The organism is Burkholderia sp. BCC0044 (genome assembly GCF_902832955.1).
Classification (GTDB): domain Bacteria; phylum Pseudomonadota; class Gammaproteobacteria; order Burkholderiales; family Burkholderiaceae; genus Burkholderia.
Genome location: NZ_CADFDO010000002.1, coordinates 1,613,989 through 1,633,159, shown reverse-complemented (window position 1 = coordinate 1,633,159; position 19,171 = coordinate 1,613,989). Strand labels below are relative to the sequence as shown.

Below are 19,171 nucleotides of genomic sequence, written 5' to 3'. Positions count from 1 at the left end.
CATCGTCGTCGACGAGCAGTCAGGGCGATTCGATCGCTTTCGGCACCAGGGCAATTGCCAATGGCCAGGATTCGAACGCAATAGGCGCGCAGACGACCGCGAGCGGAATGAATTCCCTCGCCATCGGCAACAACGGCACTGTCGCCAATGCGACAGGCGCGCAAGCAATCGGTGTTGCCGCCTCGGCGACCGGCGCATACGCCACGACGTACGGCACCAATGCCGTTGCATCGAATGCAGGATCGATTGCGATCGGCAGCAATTCAAGCGGTGGCGCAACGTCGGGGGCCGCGGACGGCATTGCTATCGGCGGTCAATCATCCGTCGCTTCCGCAGCGACCTCCGGCATCGCTCTGGGCCGCGGCGCGACCGTCAATGGCGCTTACGGAATCGCGCAGGGCGATGGGGTGTCGTCAGGCGCCACAGGCCAGAATGTGGCGATCGGCTCGGCGGGGACTGTCGCAAATTCCGCAACGTCCAATGGTGGTGCGGTCGCGATCGGTCGGGGGCAGAATGCAAGCGGCGATGGCGCCGTTGCGATCGGCGATCCGAACAGCGCAACCGGCACGGGTGCGCTGGCGATCGGTGCGAACAACACGTCGAACGGTTCCGGTGCGCTTGCGCTCGGCAACGGCAATTCGGCGAGCGGCACCGGCTCCGTCGCGCTGGGCAACACCAGCACGGCAAGCAGCAGCGCGGTTGCAATCGGCAGTTCCGCAAACGCGACGGGCACGAACGGCTCCATCGCAATCGGCAGTTCCGCCACGTCGACAGGCACGGGTGCAATTGCAATGGGCACCGCCGGCAGCTTTGCCGCCACCACGCGTGCGACAGGCGCAGACGCCATCGCGCTCGGCAACGGTTCGACAGCCAGCGGCGCGTCCGGCTCGGTCGCCGTCGGCTCCGCCGCCGTGGCCTCGAACAACTATGCGACGGCCCTCGGCTCGAACTCGACCGCGTCGGGGGCGGGTTCGGTCGCGTTTGCACAGAACGCCCATGCTTCGGCTTCGAATGCCATCGCCATCGGCGTGGGCTCGACCGCGAACGTCGCGAATTCGATCGCCCTCGGCAGCAACTCGGTGACGAGCAGCGCCGCGTCGACAACGACCGGCGGCAACACCGCGGTCAGCAGCACCACGATCGGCGGCCAGACGTTCGGCAGCTACCAGGCCGGGACGCCGGCGGGCGGCATTGTCAGCGTCGGCCAGCCGAACGCGGAGCGCCGCATCCAGAACGTCGCGGCAGGCCTCGTCAGCGGGACCAGCACCGACGCCATCAACGGTAGCCAGCTCTACGCGGTTGCAAGCACGACGACGTCGAGCATCACGAGCCTGTCGACGTCGACCTCGACCGGTATCGGCTCGCTGTCCACTGGCCTGAGCAGCACGAACAGTTCGGTGACGTCGCTCTCCACGTCGACCTCGACCGCGATCAACGCCGCGAAAACGCACTACTACAGTGTCAACGACAACGGCGTGCAGCAAGCCAACTACGCCAACGACGGTGCGACGGGCATCAACGCCCTCGCAGCCGGCGTGAACGCCCGCGCTAGCGGTGCCAACTCCACTGCGGTCGGCTACGATACGACAGCCAGCGCTGATGGTGCGGTTGCGTTGGGCAACACCAATAGTGCCACCTGGAACAATGCCATTGCGATAGGGCATAACAACGTCGCCAGTTGGAATGAATCCATGGCGATAGGTGCTTACAACAGTTCGAGCGGCAGCGATTCTCTGGCAATCGGAGGAGAAAATAATGCGTCTGCAAGCACTGCTGCTGCAGTCGGTTTCCACAATCGTGCAGAAAACTGGGACGCACAGGCTATTGGCTCATACAACATTGCCACAGCGCGTCAATCCGCTGCCGTTGGGAATGCAAACAATGTAAGTGGAGATAATAGCGCGGCATTCGGTAACGAAAATGGTGTGACCGGCACCATGAGCAACGCAGTGGGATACAGTAACGAGGTCGGTGGTGCATCGTCCGGCGCCATAGGCAAGTCAAACACTGTGAGCGCCGCAAATAGTTACGCCGTCGGCAACAACAATGCCGTTGGCTCGGGCGGCACGCAAAACTTCGTCGCAGGAGCGGGTAATACGGTCGGCAACAATGCGTCTGGCAATGTGCTGATAGCGACAGGTGCTAACGTTGCCAGCAATGTGGCAGGGACCGTCGGGTTGGGCCAGAGTGTAGCGTTAGGAGGCGATAATGCGATTGCTGTGGGTACGAACGCGTCCACACAATTGAACGGAGTTGCGATTGGCTCAAATGCGACGGCATCGGGCGTGAGCAGCGTGGTGCTTGGTGATACTGCGACGGCAAGCTCGGATGGTGCGATCGCGATCGGCAAGGCGGCGGTAGCATCTGGCGGCCAGGCGGTATCAATCGGTGTTGCGAACACGGCAAGCGGCGACGGCGCGGTCGCGATCGGCGACCCGAGCGTCGCATCGGGTACCGGCGCGGTGGCGATGGGCGCGAACGACACGGCGACCGGCAACGGCGCAGTGGCGCTCGGCAACGCGAACACGGCCAACGGCGCGAGCGCGCTCGCCCTCGGCAGCTCGAACCAGGCGCTCGCCGACAACACGATCGCGCTGGGCAGCCAGGCCACGGCCAACGCCGTCGGCGCACAGGCGTACGGCTCGGCTGCGAAGGCCACCGCCGCCGACGCACTCGCCTTCGGCGCGAACGCGCAGGCCAACGTCGCCAACTCGATCGCACTCGGCGCGAACTCGGTCACGAGCACCGCGAACCCGACGTCGAGCGCCACAATCGGCGGTGTCACGTACTCCTTCCAGGGCAGCTCGCCGGTCGGCGTGGTGAGCGTCGGCGCACCGGGCAAGGAACGACAAATCACCAACGTCGCCGCCGGCCAAGTCACTGCGACCAGTACCGACGCGATCAACGGCAGTCAGCTCTATTCGGTCGCCGCACAGGTTGGTACCGCAACCAGCGCCATTTCGTCGCTGTCGACGTCGACGTCGACGGGTCTCTCGTCGGCGAATAGCTCGATCACGTCGCTGTCGACCTCGACCTCAACCGGCCTGTCGTCGACGAACAGCTCGATCACCTCGCTCTCGACCTCGACCTCGACCGGTCTGTCGTCGGCGAATAGCTCGATCACGTCGTTGTCGACCTCGACCTCGACCGGCCTGTCGTCGGCTAACAGCTCGATCGATTCGCTGTCCACGTCGACTTCGACCGGCTTGTCGTCGGCTAACAGCTCGATCACGTCGTTGTCCACCTCGACCTCGACCGGCCTGTCGTCGGCCAACAGCTCGATCACCTCGCTGTCGACTTCGACCTCGACCGGCTTGTCGTCGGCGAACAGCTCGATCACCTCGCTGTCGACCTCGACATCGACCGGCCTCTCGTCGGCTAACAGCTCGATCGATTCGCTGTCCACCTCGACCTCGACCGGCCTGTCGTCGGCTAACAGCTCGATCACGTCGCTGTCGACTTCGACTTCGACGGGTCTGTCGTCCGCCAATAGCTCGATCGATTCGCTGTCGACCTCGACCTCGACGGGCCTCTCGTCGGCGAACAGCTCGATCACCTCGCTCTCGACCTCGACCTCGACGGGTCTCTCGTCGGCCAACAGCTCGATCGGCTCGCTCTCGACCTCGACCTCGACGAGTCTCTCGTCGGCGAACAGCTCGATCAGTTCCCTGTCGACTTCGACCTCGACGGGCCTCTCGTCGGCAAACAGCTCGATCGGCTCCCTGTCGACCTCGACCTCGACGGGCCTCTCGTCGGCCAACAGCTCAATCGGCTCGCTCTCGACCTCGACTTCGACGGGCCTCTCGTCGGCTAACAGCTCGATCAGTTCGTTGTCGACTTCGACCTCGACCGGCCTCTCGTCGGCAAACAGCTCGATCACGTCGCTGTCGACCTCAACCTCGACCGGCATCAACTCGCTGTCCACCGGCCTGAGCAGCACGAACAGCTCGGTGTCGTCGCTGTCGACCTCGACCTCGACCGCAATCAACGCCGCGAAGACGCACTACTACAGCGTCAACGACAACGGCGTGCAGTAAAGCAACTACGCCAACGACGGCGCGACGGGCACCAACGCCCTCGCAGCCGGCGTGAACGCCAGCGCGGCAGGCAACAGCAGCGTGGCAGTCGGCGACGGCTCGAACGCACAGTCGGCAGGCGCGGTCGCGATCGGCCAGAACGCATCGGCAACGGGCGGCAAGGCCGTGTCGATCGGCTCCGGCAACACGGCAAGCGGCGACGGCGCAGTCGCGATCGGCGACCCGAGCATCGCAACGGGTACCGGCGCGGTGGCGATGGGTGCGAACGACACGGCGACCGGCAACGGCGCAGTGGCGCTCGGCAACGCGAACACGGCCAACGGCGCGAGCGCGCTCGCCCTCGGCAGATCGAACCAGGCGCTCGCCGACAACACGATCGCACTCGGCAACCAGGCCACGGCCAACGCTGTCGGCGCACAGGCCTACGGCTCGGCTGCGCAGGCAACCGCCGCCGACGCACTCGCCTTCGGCTCGGGCGCAACGGCCAACGTCGCCAACTCGATCGCACTCGGCGCGAAATCGGTCACGAGCACCGCGAACCCGACGTCGAGCGCCACGATCGGCGGTGTCACGTACTTCTTCGCGGGCAGCTCGCCGGTCGGCGTGGTGAGCGTCGGCGCACAGGGCCAGGCACGCCAGATCACGAACGTCGCCGCCGGCCAGATCTCGGCCAGCAGCACGGACGCGATCAACGGCAGCCAGCTCAACGCGACGAACAACGCGGTGAATGCGCTGTCGACGTCGACCGCGTCGAACGTCGCGTCGCTGTCGACGGGCATCAACTCGCTGTCCACCGGCCTGAGCGCGACGAACAGCAACGTGGCCTCGCTGTCCACGTCGACCTCGACCGCGATCAACTCGCTGTCGACGGGCCTGAGCGCGACGAACAGCAACGTGGCTTCGCTGTCCACGTCGACCTCGACCGGCATCGGCTCGCTGTCCAGTCGCAGCATCATGGGCATGATGCGCGAGGAAGGTACGGCGATTGGCCGCTTCAAGGTCAGCCGCTTGATGGAAGAACTCGGGTTGATCTGCAAGCAGCCGGGCCGCCATGCCTACAAGCAGGCCACGGTCGAGCGGATCGATATCCCGAACCATCTCAATCGCGAATTCGAGGTTGGTACGCCGAATCAGGTGTGGTGACATCACGTATGTCTGGGCGCAGGGCCGTTGGCATTATCTGGCCGCAGTACTCGACCTGTTCACGCGTCGGGTTGTTGGCTGGGCGTTCTCGACACGCCCTGATGCCGATCTGGTCGTGCAGGCGTTGGAGATGGCCTATGAGCAACGTCGTGGTCGACCGCAAGGCTTGCTGTTTCACTCGGATCAAGGCGGCCAATATGCAAGCCGGAAATTCCGTCAGCGCCTCTGGCGCTATCGGATACAGCAGAGCATGAGCCGTCGAGGAAATTGTTGGGATAACTCCCCGATGGAGAGGCTGTTCCGCAGCTTCAAGACCGAATGTCTACCGTCAGTGGGCTACATGTCGGCGCAGGAGGCACACCGGGACATCAGCCACTACCTGATGCACCGGTACAACTGGATACGACCGCATCAGTTCAATGACGGACTGGCGCCGGCGGTTGCGGAAGAAAAACTTAACGCAGTGTCCGGGATTAGTTGACCACTACATAGGACATCCTTACAGGATATTCATTCTCAATTGAAGACGCAGGGTGCTCAGCCAGTCTTCCTGGAAATGGGGCTGCAGGTTGTCCAACTGCTTGCGCCCAACGCCCGCACTTTGTCCGAGTTGCTGCAGAGATGTTACCCGATCCAAAAGTGTTAGCACGTGTGTGGCACGTATCGCGGCGCGGTCAGCCGTGGAAATTGCGGTCAGAACGGCATCGTCGGGATTCGCATGGAGCCAAGCCATTAGATGATGCTCACCGTCGTCCAGTGCAGGAAGATGCGGGCAATCGAGCCGGAGCATTGCCAGCATTGTGTCATCAACGGCATGCACTCGCGCCAAGCCACCAATGAGTTCGGGGCGAGGAATCTGTACGCGACCGGGCTGAAGCGGGTCCCCAGTGCAGCATTCAATTACACAGCATTCGACGGTTTCAACTTCGAAATGGTGACATAGTGCCTTCCAGCAATTGATGCGAAAAGCCTCAATGATCACGCATGTGTCAACCAATACTCGCGGCTTAGCCATTTACAGGACCTACATCGAAAACGGCACGGCCTTCCCATGCTCCGTCATCAGTTCTGCAAGCTGATCAAGTCTCATCGAAAGCGCCTTGGCGGCCTTACGAGCAGAAACGTGACCATGTGCGATTCCGTCGTGCAACAGAGTAGCGAACGAAGCAGAGAGCAGCTTCGGCATTTCCGTACGAGCCTTCGGGGTGTAAACCTCGCGCAACGCATCACAGATTGATTTGTCGATCATCTTCGCATTGAGCAACCGATAGGCGAGTGCACCGGTGGAAACCTGCAACTCACGCGCAACGCTCGCTAGATACGCCGCATCTGTCAGATGCTCCTGCGGGATTAGCTTGTCGAGAGTAGCCTTGGGCATTAGCACCGCGGCAGCGAAATTATCTGCGAGTTGCTCGATGCGTGGGACACGCTTTCCAGCAGGCTGATCACTTGGATCGCGCCGATCCGGCGGCATGGCGTCCCACGTGAGCGCATGAAACAACTCGTGCGCCACATCGAAATTGCGGCGTACGGTCGACTCCTGACGGTTAATGACGATCACCCCTAGATCTGATAAGCGACACATCGCTCCCGAAATATCTTTGGGATCCATAGCGACTTCTGCGTCAATGAAGAGCACAGAAATGTCGAGCTTGCGTTCGATGTGATCGACCAGCTTCTCAGACGGAATAGTTCCCAGTTCTAGCTCCTGAGCCACCGCTTCCCCCCAAGCCCAAGCATCCTCGAATGTGGGATGGGGAGGTATGCGAAGCATCGGCGTGAGTGCTCTGGAGGGACCGTGAAGTGCAACTTTGAGATGCCGCATAAGGCCGACGAGTTGGCCGATACGAGACTCGAACTCGTCTAGGAGCGCGTCAGGCACCGTTTGTGCAACTCGCCACGAAAAGCGAGCCTCACCGGTGACAACAAATGGGTCAATAAACCAGTCAATCGCGTGACCGAGTACTTGACTTGCCCGCACGAGCTCCGCAGCTTGCACACGTCGATCGCCATTTTCGATAGTCGAAAGCGTTTGCCGATCTGCGAAGCCAAGTGCCTCTGAAAGCTGTGCTTGCGTCATACCCGCGGATTCGCGGGCCGCACGAATGCGTGCCCCCATCCTACGGGCGGAGTCTTGAAGGATATGCTCGTGCGTACTCATTCACGCATGATAATCTTGCACCATAAATTTTGCAAGATTTGTGGTGGCGATCCGCTTAATGAGGGAGCAGTGAAGTTGTCTTGTCGCGCCCGCTGGTACAGATGTCGAAACTGTCCGACCTAAAGTTGACATAATTAACATTATCGATTAAATGGGGTCGGAAGGATTATTCGCCTCTCTGGAGGCGACCTCGCGCATTTCCACGCCCTCGACACATTTCCCCTCGGCCGCTGTAACTCGTCGCAACGGCCACCGCGGCCAAGGTCGGGTTCGAACTCCGGTTGCGCGTCGAGACCGTAGAGGCGCGTATCGCGAACTTTTGATGGCACCGGCCACGGGCCGCCGACCGGTTTCAGCATATCGACATAGCGGTTGACTTGCCAACTATGCGCCAATGGCGTATAGTATTCGCCATGTACACCATCATCGAAACCCCGATTTTTCAGCGGTACGCAGATGAAATCTGGCGCAACGACGAGCGAGAGGCGTTCATCAACTGGCTCGCGGACAATCCTCTAGCCGGCGACGTGATTCCCGGCACGTCGGGACTGCGCAAAGTGCGCTGGTCGCGCGCCGGGATGGGGAAACGCGGCGGTTCGCGCGTCATCTACTACAACCTGCTCGATGACGGCGAAATCTGGCTACTGATTGCGTACACGAAAGCGAAGTTCGACAACCTGCCGACGAGCTTTCTCAATCAACTTCGTGAGGAAATCGATCGTGGATAAGGAAATGGAACAGTTTCAAGCGGACCTGCTGAAGTCGGTCCGCCAAATGAAGGCTGGTGTTGCTGGCCGCACGACGCGCGTACAGCCGACTGAGGCATCCATTGCGCGCGCAAAGGTCGGCTTGTCGCAATCGGAGTTCGCCAGCCTGCTCGGCGTATCGGTACGCACCTACCAACAGTGGGAACAGGGCCGCCGCAACCCAACCGGCGCGGCGCAGACGTTGCTGCGCGTCGCCGTGCAGCACCCCGAAGCCCTGAAGGATCTTCAGCTGGCCGGCTGATCGCCACAGCGGACAAGACAGGAGATCCTACCGAACAGGGCTTTCGCGTGCGACGACCGATGACGGTGTGAACACAGCGACAACCTGGTCTACGCGATGACGACGATCACTGGCAACGCCGATGAGCACCGCTGTGCAATGAGCTCGATCGACGCCTCGAATGTCTCGACCTTAACGCGCGCGAGGACTGTAATCGTGCACCGCTATTAAAACAGGGAGAGTTGGCGTGGATCTCGTGTGGCTACCGAGATGCAGTCGACATCCTTCCCGAGACGTTGCATCCAGGCAATCACGGGGACGCGCGTCCCATCAACGATTAAGTCGAAGGCAAACGCTTCGAACCCCTCCCGGACAAGATGCGTCAGAGGGCGCCACGCTGGCGCCCAACCTCGCGCGCGCGTACGCGCTAGTAATTGACGTTTGGTCAGACCCGGCACGCACTCGCGGACGAAACGGGAGCAGGCGTCGGGCACCGACTCAGGAGGGAACGTCGGTGGTAACGCGAAAGCCGATAACCGTAAGATGTCTGTCATCGTCAGTTCTCTACAACAACGACAACTGACCCGGGATGCCTGGGCGGCCTGCTTGATTGCTTTCTTTTGCAGCTGAGCTCTGCTGGTTCGTGGACTGAGTGCCCTCGGCGCCCGATTGATGCTTCCGTACCCAATCGGCGCCAAGCACATCGGACGAGAACACAACGCCAGGTGCAATCTGCACAAGTTCGCTCATCTGCGGATGTTCCTAAGCGGATTGAATGTCGAAGTGAGCCGCAGCATACCGCGCGCTGCAGTTCCACACTTCGACGCCGTTTCGGGTGAAGGTAGCCCATCCATCCTTGACGATCATCTCAGCGTACGGAAATACTTCGCCGTGTCCCATTGCCTTGGCCGCCAAGACCGTCCGTTCACGGCATATCGCCCGATAATTTCCATCATGCAGGGTTAACGGCGTCGAGCTCAACCCCACTCACTGCTCGATCAAAAACCGGTCGCGGTTCTTCGCGTTTGCAATCCAGTGAGGTGCCTTGCCACGCCCGCTCCAGGTTGCTCCCGTTTTCGGGTCGCGATATTTCGGCGCGACCGGTGCCCGCGTCCCCGACACCGGAGCGCGCCGACGTCCGAAAAGTTGCTCAGGCGTGATGCCATATTCGGCGATCTGCTCACGGATGATTGCGATGATGCTTTCCAGCTCGGCAACGCGTGCTTCTTCCGCTTGCTGCGCCAGTGCTTCTGCCTGAGCTTTCAGTTCGAGATAGGTAGCCATGTATGTGAAGGAACTCCGACTTAGAAGGTTGGCCAGTGGTCGAGATGGCTTGGAGCGTAGATGCAAACCCTCTGTCCACAACCGACACATTATATTCCTGCGATGAGGAAAAAAGACCGTTTCATCGGGGTGCATGGCGATCATGGGCAGCCCCCGTGACCACCGCCTATTCGAGCTGCACACGGCTCTCGAAGAGCGGTTAAATTGCATTCCGAGTTAGGATTCACAAAATTGTATCTAGCGAATTTTTCATTGCGATAGCAAAGTTTTAATGTCGCATCCGGCGCGCAGACATGGACGATGCCGCGGCTTGATGTTGTTTTCCGAGTCACCAGCTCGCGCCGTTACGAGATTCAAACTCCGCGCCGAGGACAATGGGCCGCCATTTGTACGGGATTCGATTCTGTTTCAAATAACGTCGTACGACGTTCCATTGACGATGCCCAATCAAGTGTTCTACACAACCACGTGGGACAGCGCCGTCTTCGCCGCCTGACATATCTGCGCAGCCGAAAACCCTGTAGAGAGAATTCTCGCTTTTCAACTGGATGCCAATATCGGCGCTTGCGTTGTTGCCGGTGAGAAGTCGCCTATTCGATTTACCCATACTGTCCTCACTATTCTGATTTGCCACGTTCATCTCATATGACGCATAATTTTCGCGTTTTCCAGTATCAAATCCCGACGGTGCAAGGCAGGTCTGCGTGCAGTGTGTCGATCACATCGAAACGAATTCGACGATACCTGCCGCCGCGGTTCCGATTACGGTACCGAAAGCGCACACTGCTAGGACTTCCCACATCTTTCTTTGAGCAATTGCTCGGCGAATTGAGGCCTTGTCTGCGACCCGGGGCCCGATGAAGCATGCGGTGCGCCGTTCCTCATTGACGGAGGTACGCACTCTACCGTCGTCAATCGCCTCAGCCAATACTGAAGGCATTGGCAAATACGTCGCCAAGATCCATCGAATCGTCTTCATTCGTGCTCTCGCTGATTGTCCCTATCGTTCGCGTTCGATTTCGAGCGCTAGTGCCGATCTCGACCCGCGAGAATGCCGTGAATAGCGAACCCAAACAGAGCGATGTTGAGCGCCATGCCTGCCGGCCACGGGATGACGCCGGTTCTCGCGAGAAGAATGCAGCCGATGGATACCATCAAAAAGGCAAGGTAGGACCATGGCGAAAATTCTTCGAGGAACTTGTCGATGTGTCGAAACATGTGACGGCCCAAAGGTAAGATCGCAACGATTCATCGGGTTGCTAGGGGCGTCGTGTGACGCTAATCGTACTCACTGAGCATTTTTTGTATGCCCACAGGCCCCGAATAGCCTCTCCATCCGACCATCGATCACTTTGCGGATGGCGTCCTGCGAGGTTCTCGAGCCCAGACAAAACGACGACAAGCAGGACCCCTGCTTGCGAGGCGGTCTGTCCCTGGAGTGGAAAGAAGCAAACTACCGCCGCTGCCAGAAACGTTGCTCCCACCCCTGCAGCGTACACCGCGATGCGCCGTGGCCGGGATATTGGCAGCCATTTGAATTCGACGTGACCGGTGAATGGCAACCAACCAAGCAGGAGCCGGAAATTCGGGCCGAACTGAAGGGCCAAGCGCAGCTTTCCGCCACCAAGTCTAAGCTCCGAAGCGGGCATGCCGAAGGCGATCCCCATCAGCAGATGCCCAAGCTCGTGAATGACCGTCGATACCGGAACGGAAAGCCAAGCTGACGCCACTAACATGAGCGCAGGGTCGCGGTACGCCGGATAGAGATAAGCTGCAGTCGCGCTTGCGTAGATAAGCAAAATTGTGACTATGGCCCCAACGCTGAAAGACCATATTCGACTGAGTTTTCCTGTCGCTATCCCGTCCACCGGTTACATGACCCAGAAGTATGAAGCGGCAAGAAGTCCCAACGCTACGCTGGCGGTTGCGGCCGCGATCAAGACGAACCGATCACCTTCTCTCAATGGGCCGTTTTCGTTCCAGACGGTTACGGTGAATGCCGTCGCGGCTAGGTAGGCAACAGTAAGCGTCAGAAAGGCCGCGACACCGTTCTTCGGCATCGGGTGCCCAAACATTGAGCCGATCGAGAACATCACTATGAATGTCGAAATCGGAAGTGAGAGTGCGATCAAGCGTGTCACGCCCCCGACCCGAACGCCATCCATGGTCGCAAAAATTCTCTTGCTCATCGTGGTCGTGTTTGACATTCTCAGTTTCTCCGTAACTCGAATCGGATTGGAACAACGCGATGGTAGTCCATTCGTGTGCGCTCGTTTTTCCAAAAGCTGCATGAAATAGGCCCTCTTTCGAGGGTTGCGACAGGCTGGCAGCTTGTAGTAGTAGCCGGGGCCCGGGCGGGACCACGGAGCTGTTGTACACATCAGATCCTATATCGGCAGTTGTGATTCAAGCTTGAGAGACCGGTGGGAAAAATCGGGCAACGAACCGATCATCCGTTACCATTCCGCCGTGTTGCAATAACCCGGCGATGATCGTGATCAATGAACTACAAGACCTACAGGCCCAACTCCGTGAATTGAACATTCGGCTCGCGGATCTGAAGAAGGACGAGAAGCAGGCGTATTTGGCAGATATCCAGGAGCGCGTGGCGCTCTACGGTATCACCGAAGATGAACTTCTGCGCGCGGCAGGTTTCCGGAAATCCCGCAAACCACGGGCGCAAGCGAAGTACTACGATCCCTCGTCGGGTAAGCAATGGTCTGGATTCGGGCCGCGACCGAAATGGCTGGAAGGCAAGAATCTCGATGACTATCTGATCGAGCGTGCTGCAAAACCGTGGTGGCCGGGAGAGGATGCCTGACGACTCATCCCCGCGTCGATCGTGCCGGGAGAACGTTCGGCGGTCGGCCGACCGTAGCGACAGTGGTAGGTCCATGCTCAAAGCTTGCGGTACCCTGTCCCTGAACGGTTGCTTATGGGGCACGGCAATGTGCTATTCCGCAAAGATCCAAGCCAACTACCGGGAGTATGTGCGGCGCTATGGCGCCGACATGGACATCGAGACGTTCAGGCGCATCTTCTTCGCGCGTGCGGCCGGGAGCGACATCAAGATCCCGAAAGCGGTCGACGCCGCGTTCGCTGGTGTCGACGACGAAATCTCGGCCGCGATCGCCGCGTATCGGAGCCGGTGGACACGAAAGCTGGAGACCGCTCTGTTCGAGCAGCGAGCGCGGCTCGTCGCGGCCGAGAAAAAGCTCGCCGTGAAGATCACGAAGAAGGCCAGCGAGGACGTCCGAATCGCCACGAACAAGATCGATGCGGCAACGCGCGGGCTCGACGATCTTCGCCGGCAGGACCTACAGGAGCGCGATTCGCGGATCTTCCCCGGTTGGTATGCGCCCGTGCTGATCGAGCTCGACGGCAAGCGCCTGATCGTACCGATGCGGTATCGATGCCGCATTCCCGGTTGGACCGAAACGGACGAGCGTGCCAAGGACGGTTCGTACAATCCTTCTGGAACCTTCCTAACCAGTTAGGGCTAGTACATTGTACCGAAGTCCAATTTCGACCGTATCACCGATGAAAATGGTGGGGCGCCTCTCAACGATGCACAACACTCTGGACTCGAAAGGGACATGAAAGTGTCCCCTTTATTATTTCAGGCGCGAAGAGCAAGCCTCGCGCGATCCCGCATCAATTTTTTCTCTCCGCATTTTAGTCCGGGAGGCTTCGGCTACAAATAGGGGCGAATCGCTTCATGTGCAGACTGCGTTTTTTCTCGTACCGTGACAACCGCTTTTGTTCCGCCTCGGTCGTAAAACGGCTCCTGTCATGCTTGCCTTGCGGAACGCCATTGTTCAAGGTGGGGCAAGACGAGCGCCGCCAGCCGCCGTGTGTCTGCTTCGGACCCGGAGTATCCGAACGACAGCGACACCGTAACGACCATTGCCTGCTCAATGAACGGCCGCACGTGTTCAAGAAACGTCACTATTTCGGCGTCGCTCCACAGGTCGCTCGTATAGAACTCGTCGGATCGATTGAATAGGTCGAGGCAGAGATCGAAGATCAGCGGCGCATCGAAATTCGTCTGCGAAAGTGCCACGGCGTCCCCATACAGGGTTTGTCGTGCGCCAGTTGAGCTTAACAATTCCGAGTCAAGCCCGGGCTCATCGTCGTCCTGCATACAGAAAAAGTGCACATCGTTGACGAGTCCGCGGATCACCGCGGGGGCAATGAATGAGTCATAGCGGATCCAATTGCCTTCGCGAATCAGCGCACACAGTTCGAGTGGTTCTGCCGCCAGCAGTGCGTCTCGTTGTTCGACGTTCTGGTGGAAATCGTTGATCGCATCCCAGTGATAATCGGCGTGCACGAGCGAGAACGGCCGGATGCCCCGCGCTTGCGCGAATTGTTCCCACACGAGCAAGGCCCACCGATGATCGTCCATGAGCCAAACGTCCTCGCTCAGGGCGACCAAATATTCATCGTCCGGCTGCAGTTGCGCAATCTCGCTTTCGTCCATCTCGTTCCTCGGTCGTTGTCGCGTGTCATTCGGCTTTGATCAATCGTTGTGGTGTTTGACTTTGCCGCATCTCGCATGAGTGTCCGCGCACCGCTTTGGTCACATAGTTTCCTATTCGGCAAGATTGCCGTTGAGGTGCAAATCTCGGATCGCCTCACTTCGGCAAAGTTCGACGATTGCGTGACGGACTGCTGTGAGCTTGTCGAGCGTATCGGTCATTGAGCCAGGGCGTCCCGCGCTTGGGCCGCTGGCCTCGAGGGCGATCCGCAACCAGGTTTGGTGGACCGTCGCCGCAGCATCGATCGCGGTATCGAGAAATCTCTCGCTGATCAACGCCATCGCGTCTGTCGAACGCTTGCGCTCGCCCCACAGTCCCGGATTGGATACGAACTGGGTCGCGTTACCAATGGACAAGAGTTCTCCATGCGCGACGCAGTTGCGGTACTCGAGCACGTGCCGGGCTGTATCGCACGCCAATTCGATGGCGGTGTGGACGCTGGCTTCTTGACCGACGGCCATCTTGCGAAGGCTGTCGATTATTTGGCCAGCCTTATATTGAGACGTGGACGGTACTTGGCCACGCACATCTTCCTGCCTAAGCACCCACAAGACCTTTTCGGCCAAAGTTTCTAGGAAATTGCAGTAGACAATCAGCGCTCCAATTCGTTGCTGGATTGCGGCCGGCAAATGGTGTGCCTCATCCAATTGGCTCATCGCGATCGCGCTTGGTGCCGAGTGTGGCGTGTAGGGAAAATCAACGGTGTCGTCCGGTGTAGATGCTGCCATTCGTGCCTCCGTGCAGGGCATTTCATGATATCTATGGGGCCGTTCGATCCGTCTCAAGATAGGTACATCATGACGTTCCCCCCTTCCTTGATCAAGTCCGTTGCTGCCGCTCTTGCCGTTGTCGCTAACGTTGTGCTTTTTCCGGTGTCCGCTCACGGCTCGACCGGTGTGCCCGCCCTTGAAGTGAAATCCCCAAGCGGTGGCCGTAGCATTCTGTTGGGGACGCTCCACGTGGCTGATCCCAATTTACTGCAGCCTGATCCGAGCGTGCTGGATGGGTTCCAGATGGTGGTGCTTGAGCACCCCGGTTTGGGGGCGCTCGCCAGCACACCGGGATGGGTGGCGGCACTGAGTGCAGACCAGATCGCGCAGTTGCGAAGCCGTTTGCAATGTCGCTTCCCATTGCTGAAAGCGGCGGACATCGAACGGGGCTTGAAGGCTTACCTCGAACAGCCAACCCCGACCGCAGCCAATCAGCTTGCCTACGAGACCTGTGATTCAGTGGGTTATCGGTCTCGCGACGAGATTGTGCAGACGAGCGCCGTGATTCGCCACGTGCCGCTCCGCTACCTGGAAACGGACGAAGAAGTCGGCCGACTGCGATTGCAACTGCCAGCCGACAATGTGAAGCAAAATTTCGATGCAGCATTCTCGCCGGCGGCAACGCTGCTCAAGGCGCGCGTGGTCGATGCATTAAACCGCGGCGACTTTGCCGATGTCGCGGCCGCGTCGGAGGAATCGCAACGGCTGGCGGGCGACGACCCGAAACAAGTTCACGCGATCATGGTGCGGCACCGGAATGAGGAATGGATGAAGACGTTACCCGGTTTACTTGAGAATGGTGGAGCATTCGTCCTCGTGGGTGCCAGCCACCTTCCGGGGGCGGATGGGTTAATTTCCGGCCTCCGCGCGCGCGGTTTTACCGTTGTGCCGATCCTGTTGCCGGCTGGAAGCGGGCGTTAGTTTCTCGCGGCGGTGCCAAAGCAACGGCACTTGGTTGCTCGTGCCGCTAACGCGGAAGGGATGACCTGGACTTGACGACTCGCCGGTGTAGCGCAGGATTTGATATGACATCCTCTCGGTACGGGCCTCACAAATACTTGCGGCGACGGTTCTCGAAGGCCGGCTTCGTCCCCTCCAAGATGGTCACAACGGACTGGTTCAAGTTCAGCTCCTCGATTGCGCCAGCCTCGTAGGAAATCTTGTTGGAGCCGTCCCGCTCCATGGAACAGACAATCACCTGCTCGGCGTCGCAGGCAACGGCGAGGTTGGCGTTGTGGGTAACCATCACGACTTGCCGGTGCTGTTTTGCCTTCGTGATGACGCCAACCAGCAGGTTGTAGACCGTCTCGTTGTCGAGATTCTCTTCGGGCTGGTCCAAAATGATGGGAACGCGGTCCCGGTCGACGAGAAGGTAGAAGATGAGCAGCAGTGCGCCGCGCTGACCAGGAGACAGCCGTTCGAGTTCAACGCTGCCCAACATCAGGCCGTAGCTGAGGTCCGCGTAGTCGAGTCCATACAGGAAGTCGTAAAGCTGCGCGGGTGTTCTGTCCGCGCGTAGGAGCGTCGCTGTGGACACCTGTCGGTGCTGCCCGCCACGAATGTCATGGGTCAGCGCCTCGTCAACTTCAGCGAGGAAGGCAGTCAGGCCGTCCTCGGTCGTGAGGTCGTGCGATGCCAGGAGTTTGCTGGCCAGAGCTTTGGACTCTTCCAGGCCGACGAACGAGCCAACGTTCTGCTTGATAAAGTCGAACAGTCGCGAGGCGAAGGCGTCGAATGAGAAGCGCACAGAGAACTGAACCCCGAGTGCTTCACGAATCTGCGGCTCGTCATCCACCAAGGCTTGCACCGGGGCAAAGAGCCCCTTCAGGATCTCGGCGCGCTTGTGCAGGGTTGACAAAATCGACACAGATAGCTGAACGCGCTTCTTCCGCAGCTCGGACAGCTCCACACGCTGGACCGGGATGCTCTTGAGGCGATGCCACTTGCCGCGGAAGGACTCATCCTTGTCCGGCCCGCCGACAGCGGCAGCCCACTCCTCCTCCCAGGTACGCTGAGCAGTCAGCGCCTCTTGATGCTCGCGCATCGGTCCGTCAAGCTTGGACTGTTCCAATGCCAAGTCAGCTTTTAGTTTGGCGAGCTGTGCTGGCAGAGCGCCTTCCAAATCAGGCTGAAGCAGAGCTTGCTGCTCGGCAAGTTTGGTCTTCGTCGTCTCCTGCAGATCCGACAGCGGTGCAGTGTTGACGTTGAGCTGAACAATGTCATCCATCTTGAGGCCAAGGGGTGAAAGCCGCTTCGTCAAGTCCTCGCGACCGTCCTCAATATACCTCTGCAGGGCGGCAACACGCTGAAGCACGTCCTCGATGGAGCGAGCACGCGCGCGTTGCACCTCAACTTCGACCTGGGCGGTAGCTTGTTGGGTTTCCAGCTCGGTGATGCGAGCGTTCAACTCGGCGATAGCGCCTGCAGCGACCTTAGCGGTCTCGTCATCCGCCTGGGGAGCCGGAGGAACCTTCGGCTTCTTATCGTGCAGCGCACGCAGCCCAACCAGCGCCAGCCGAACAGACTCTCGAGCCCGGTCTCGTGCAGCTTGATCGACTTGCTCGACTACCTGAATGATGCGCGCGTTGATGGTCTTCAAACTCGCCTGCAGTCCCGAAGACTCTCGCTCAATGACGTCGGTACGCAGTCTAATGAGCTCGTCGAGCGAATCCGCCCCATCCCTTTCTTCGACGGGGATGTGGGAGAAGATAACCGTTCGCAGTTCGCCCTGAAGCAAACTGTCATCCCCTTTGACGTGGTCGTTGCACAGCTCTTCGAAGTACCGCTGCGGTAGGTACTTGACCCGAGGCACCGAGCTACTTGATCGGTTCTGGGACAGGGCACGCCACTCCGGTTGCTTGGTATCCTGTACCCATTCGAGCTGCGCCTCGAAAGAGTTCGCCTTGTTGTCTTTCGGGAGACGGAATCGCTGATCCGAGAGGAAGGAGAAGTAGCGCTCGTTGGGTGTATCCCCCAACACCCCAATTACGTCGGCAAGAGCGCTCTTCCCGCTGCCCTTCCTGCCAATCAAGGCAACAAGGTCTTGGCTCAACGAAAGCGTCGCGCTATCGAACCACACACCGGGTTCCGGAGCGCCGGCGCGCTTGCGTACATGGACCGACTTGATAAAGAGCTGCGGATTCTTCTGAACGAAGTCGACCTTCGGCGGCAGCGCGCCCACGTAGGACCTATTCGCGGGCTCGCGACATGCTTGCAGCAGGCCGGCGAAAGTCGGAAGTGCCTTAATCCAGGTCGCATTCCCGCCTGGGAACTGCCCGTAGTCTGCAACTCGATGGGCATCGCTGCCACGTACGGCTAGCTTCGGATGCTTGATGGCTGTAGAGAACGCATCGAAGAAGTTAACGTTGGCCGGCGTGCGGACGCCGATGAAAGCATCTCGCGTAGCGGGGTTGGCGACCTCGAAAATCGCCTCCATCGCGAGGATTTCACGCGGGTAGGCGTAGTGTTCCCGGAAGCGAATCTTGTTGACGCCATCGCTGGTGTCGAACGGCACGAACAGGATTGCGTCGCGCTCGCCGAAAATTTTCAGGGCCTCCGCCACGGACTCAGGAGTGACCTCGGCGGCTTTTGAAGCAGCCAACAGCGCGGCCGCATCGTTGGCTGTAGTGATCTGCTGCGTCGTTCCAAGCTCCTTGAGACGCTCCACGCTGAGGTGCTGCCGAGCCCATTCCACCAAGTAGCCGTCCGTCAGAGGCTTGCCAGACAGGCTCAATTTCAGCTGCGCTTTGAAGGCATTCAGCTTGTCGTCGGACAGATCAGGATTGAGCAGAACATGGACGTTGAGGCGGAAGTCCCCCGGAGAGACCATCCGCAGCTCGATGCCAGGAAAAATGGTCGCCGAGCATTTCGTCGCCCCCGGACGCCCGAGGTACTCCCGGAGGCTCAGGACGCCGTCGAAGGTCCAGTAGTCCATGACGGCGACGGCTACGCAGCCGCTTTTGTTGACTCCATCAACGACCTGCTTGAGCAGGTCGTCCCGTTCGGCAGAGGTCGTGGCATCGCGCAGGCGTTTGCCGTTCCATTGATACGAGGCGGGCGTATGGATATGCAAATCCCACTTGCCCCAGGTTGCGCCCTGGTTCATGGTGTTCTTTTCTCCAGAATATCGCTCGACTTTTCGCCGCTGGCACCACGTGTCGTTCCAAACCACATCGATTTCGACATCTGCATTTCAGCCAAACGACGTGCCAGCTGCACATCCGGCTCGGTGGCGATGACATTGGTCAT

Annotated in this window: 14 protein-coding genes and 3 pseudogenes; 7 read left to right on the top strand and 10 right to left on the bottom strand. The window is 59.5% G+C overall.

Annotated elements, in window-relative coordinates:
• Positions 1 to 50: 50 nt before the first annotated feature.
• Together HWX14_RS15735 and HWX14_RS15725 are read left to right on the top strand one after the other, a co-directional pair.
• Positions 51 to 4,982, top strand: a pseudogene (locus tag HWX14_RS15735) (hemagglutinin); the annotation flags it as partial.
• Positions 4,980 to 5,661 (top strand): annotated as a pseudogene (locus HWX14_RS15725) (IS3 family transposase); the annotation flags it as partial. The pseudogenes HWX14_RS15735 and HWX14_RS15725, both read left to right, overlap by 3 nt.
• An 18-nt stretch (positions 5,662 to 5,679) precedes the next feature.
• On the opposite strand, the gene HWX14_RS15720 reads toward HWX14_RS15725, so the two are convergent.
• Both HWX14_RS15720 and HWX14_RS15715 read right to left on the bottom strand, forming a co-directional pair.
• Complete coding sequence (locus tag HWX14_RS15720) at positions 5,680 to 6,195, bottom strand: hypothetical protein (RefSeq protein WP_175764485.1); 516 nt, start codon at positions 6,193 to 6,195, stop codon at positions 5,680 to 5,682.
• A 9-nt stretch (positions 6,196 to 6,204) separates the two neighbouring features.
• Positions 6,205 to 7,299, bottom strand: a complete 1,095-nt coding sequence (locus HWX14_RS15715; RefSeq protein ID WP_265096721.1) for an XRE family transcriptional regulator — start codon at positions 7,297 to 7,299, stop codon at positions 6,205 to 6,207.
• Between the two features lie 455 nt (positions 7,300 to 7,754).
• Between HWX14_RS15715 and HWX14_RS15710 the strand changes: the two genes are divergently transcribed.
• Both HWX14_RS15710 and HWX14_RS15705 read left to right on the top strand, forming a co-directional pair.
• Positions 7,755 to 8,069, top strand: coding sequence for a hypothetical protein (locus HWX14_RS15710; RefSeq protein ID WP_012464916.1), 315 nt, complete (start codon positions 7,755 to 7,757; stop codon positions 8,067 to 8,069).
• On the top strand, positions 8,062 to 8,349 hold the full coding sequence (locus HWX14_RS15705; protein ID WP_151062575.1) for a helix-turn-helix domain-containing protein: 288 nt from the start codon (positions 8,062 to 8,064) through the stop codon (positions 8,347 to 8,349). Before HWX14_RS15710 ends, HWX14_RS15705 begins: the two co-directional genes overlap by 8 nt.
• 543 nt (positions 8,350 to 8,892) lie before the next feature.
• On the opposite strand, the gene HWX14_RS15700 is transcribed toward HWX14_RS15705, so the two are convergent.
• From HWX14_RS15700 to HWX14_RS15685, 4 genes are all read right to left on the bottom strand, one after another.
• The gene (locus tag HWX14_RS15700; protein ID WP_151062577.1) at positions 8,893 to 9,078 is read right to left on the bottom strand and encodes a hypothetical protein; all 186 of its coding nucleotides are present in this window, start codon (positions 9,076 to 9,078) and stop codon (positions 8,893 to 8,895) included.
• 237 nt (positions 9,079 to 9,315) lie between these two features.
• Complete coding sequence (locus tag HWX14_RS15695) at positions 9,316 to 9,612, bottom strand: H-NS histone family protein (protein WP_151062579.1); 297 nt, start codon at positions 9,610 to 9,612, stop codon at positions 9,316 to 9,318.
• A 328-nt stretch (positions 9,613 to 9,940) separates the two neighbouring features.
• Positions 9,941 to 10,246: a hypothetical protein gene (locus tag HWX14_RS15690; protein WP_151062580.1), complete on the bottom strand. Its 306-nt coding sequence runs from the start codon at positions 10,244 to 10,246 to the stop codon at positions 9,941 to 9,943.
• A 1,237-nt stretch (positions 10,247 to 11,483) separates the two neighbouring features.
• Positions 11,484 to 11,819 carry a hypothetical protein gene (locus HWX14_RS15685; RefSeq protein ID WP_151062582.1) on the bottom strand — a complete coding sequence of 112 codons (336 nt, stop codon included), beginning with the start codon at positions 11,817 to 11,819 and terminating at the stop codon, positions 11,484 to 11,486.
• Between the two features lie 287 nt (positions 11,820 to 12,106).
• Here HWX14_RS15685 and HWX14_RS15680 point away from each other — a divergent pair, with 287 nt between their 5' ends.
• The gene (locus HWX14_RS15680) at positions 12,107 to 12,433 is read left to right on the top strand and encodes an H-NS histone family protein (protein ID WP_062911871.1); all 327 of its coding nucleotides are present in this window, start codon (positions 12,107 to 12,109) and stop codon (positions 12,431 to 12,433) included.
• A 127-nt stretch (positions 12,434 to 12,560) separates the two neighbouring features.
• Positions 12,561 to 13,082 (top strand): annotated as a pseudogene (locus HWX14_RS15675) (hypothetical protein); the annotation flags it as partial.
• A 320-nt stretch (positions 13,083 to 13,402) separates the two neighbouring features.
• On the opposite strand, the gene HWX14_RS15670 reads toward HWX14_RS15675, so the two are convergent.
• Both HWX14_RS15670 and HWX14_RS15665 read right to left on the bottom strand, forming a co-directional pair.
• Positions 13,403 to 14,095, bottom strand: a complete 693-nt coding sequence (locus tag HWX14_RS15670) for a UPF0489 family protein (RefSeq protein WP_175883528.1) — start codon at positions 14,093 to 14,095, stop codon at positions 13,403 to 13,405.
• Positions 14,096 to 14,206: 111 nt separating this feature from the next.
• Positions 14,207 to 14,881: a hypothetical protein gene (locus tag HWX14_RS15665; protein WP_175883527.1), complete on the bottom strand. Its 675-nt coding sequence runs from the start codon at positions 14,879 to 14,881 to the stop codon at positions 14,207 to 14,209.
• A gap of 69 nt (positions 14,882 to 14,950) precedes the next feature.
• Between HWX14_RS15665 and HWX14_RS15660 the strand changes: the two genes are divergently transcribed.
• A complete protein-coding gene (locus HWX14_RS15660; protein ID WP_175883526.1) occupies positions 14,951 to 15,844 on the top strand; it encodes a TraB/GumN family protein in 894 nt (297 codons plus the stop codon).
• A gap of 127 nt (positions 15,845 to 15,971) precedes the next feature.
• Here the strand turns inward: HWX14_RS15660 and HWX14_RS15655 are convergent, their stop codons facing one another.
• Both HWX14_RS15655 and HWX14_RS15650 read right to left on the bottom strand, forming a co-directional pair.
• A complete protein-coding gene (locus HWX14_RS15655; protein WP_175883525.1) occupies positions 15,972 to 19,028 on the bottom strand; it encodes a TrlF family AAA-like ATPase in 3,057 nt (1,018 codons plus the stop codon).
• Positions 19,025 to 19,171 (bottom strand): hypothetical protein, encoded by a 147-nt coding sequence (locus HWX14_RS15650; RefSeq protein ID WP_175883524.1) that lies wholly within the window; start codon positions 19,169 to 19,171, stop codon positions 19,025 to 19,027. Before HWX14_RS15650 ends, HWX14_RS15655 begins: the two co-directional genes overlap by 4 nt.

What these genes read in the sequence shown, in the direction of transcription:
- HWX14_RS15720 (WP_175764485.1), bottom strand. Translation starts at nt 6,195, where the DNA reads ATGGCTAAGCCGCGAGTATTGGTTGACACATGCGTGATCATTGAGGCT.
- HWX14_RS15715 (WP_265096721.1), bottom strand. Translation starts at nt 7,299, where the DNA reads ATGGGGGCACGCATTCGTGCGGCCCGCGAATCCGCGGGTATGACGCAA.
- HWX14_RS15710 (WP_012464916.1), top strand. Translation starts at nt 7,755, where the DNA reads ATGTACACCATCATCGAAACCCCGATTTTTCAGCGGTACGCAGATGAA.
- HWX14_RS15700 (WP_151062577.1), bottom strand. Translation starts at nt 9,078, where the DNA reads ATGAGCGAACTTGTGCAGATTGCACCTGGCGTTGTGTTCTCGTCCGAT.
- HWX14_RS15695 (WP_151062579.1), bottom strand. Translation starts at nt 9,612, where the DNA reads ATGGCTACCTATCTCGAACTGAAAGCTCAGGCAGAAGCACTGGCGCAG.
- HWX14_RS15685 (WP_151062582.1), bottom strand. Translation starts at nt 11,819, where the DNA reads ATGTCAAACACGACCACGATGAGCAAGAGAATTTTTGCGACCATGGAT.
- HWX14_RS15670 (WP_175883528.1), bottom strand. Translation starts at nt 14,095, where the DNA reads ATGGACGAAAGCGAGATTGCGCAACTGCAGCCGGACGATGAATATTTG.
- HWX14_RS15665 (WP_175883527.1), bottom strand. Translation starts at nt 14,881, where the DNA reads ATGGCAGCATCTACACCGGACGACACCGTTGATTTTCCCTACACGCCA.
- HWX14_RS15660 (WP_175883526.1), top strand. Translation starts at nt 14,951, where the DNA reads ATGACGTTCCCCCCTTCCTTGATCAAGTCCGTTGCTGCCGCTCTTGCC.
- HWX14_RS15655 (WP_175883525.1), bottom strand. Translation starts at nt 19,028, where the DNA reads ATGAACCAGGGCGCAACCTGGGGCAAGTGGGATTTGCATATCCATACG.
- HWX14_RS15650 (WP_175883524.1), bottom strand. Translation starts at nt 19,171, where the DNA reads ATGACCAATGTCATCGCCACCGAGCCGGATGTGCAGCTGGCACGTCGT.